Source organism: Clostridium thermopalmarium DSM 5974 (assembly GCF_002995795.1).
In the GTDB taxonomy this organism is placed as follows: domain Bacteria; phylum Bacillota; class Clostridia; order Clostridiales; family Clostridiaceae; genus Clostridium_H; species Clostridium_H thermopalmarium.
In genome coordinates this window covers 1-749 of sequence record NZ_PVXN01000060.1, presented here as the reverse complement: position 1 = coordinate 749, position 749 = coordinate 1, and the positions used below count along the sequence as shown (strand labels likewise).

The 749-nt window shown below is 32.4% G+C and carries 1 protein-coding gene; it reads right to left on the bottom strand.

The window, feature by feature from the left end; translation table 11 throughout:
* Positions 1-85 precede the first annotated feature (85 nt).
* Positions 86-749 (bottom strand): IS30 family transposase (locus CPAL_RS11995; protein WP_146126588.1); only part of this gene is annotated, 664 nt, incomplete at its 5' end.

Genomic DNA, 749 nt, shown 5'->3' with positions numbered 1-749 from the left:
CATGGGTTTGTCAAGGGCTGCGTAGCAGGCGGAGCTTTACCCTTGATAAACCACAAGCGACATCTATAATATTCAAAATATGGGATTAAGCAATCTTCGATAGTTCTTCATAAAAATATTTTTCTGGGGTTTTGTAATTTAGCAATTTACGTGGCAACCTATTCATCCAATTTTGAATCCTTTGAATTGTATCAAAAGATAAGTCTTTGATGCTTTTACCCTTAGGGATAAAACGACGTATAAGACCATTATGACGTTCATTAGTACCCCTTTCGAAGGAAGAATAAGGGTGAGTATAGTATACCTCTATACCATATTCTTTAAGCAAAGTTTCTAAATTACTAAATTCAACCCCATTGTCAGCTGTGATACTTTTAAATACATGTTTAAAAGTATCTCTATACATCTCCATAAGCTTTTTTATTGAATCATCAACAGATTTACTATCTTTAGCATTTAAAGTTATCATTATTTCATAACGGGACTTACGCTCTGTTAGAGTCAAGAGAGCATTATCACCGGACTTTTTACCAATGACAGTATCTATTTCCCAATGTCCGAATTCTTCACGGGTATTTACTTCTTCTGGTCTTAAATCAATACTTTTACCTAAGATACGCTTATTTTGCTTAATTCTTTTATTCTTAGGTTTTAAGCGTAGTTTTAAAGGTAAATCTATATTGCGTACAGATAAAAAGCCTTTATCAATATAGTTGTACAATGTTTTAGTAGAAACAATATATTCATCC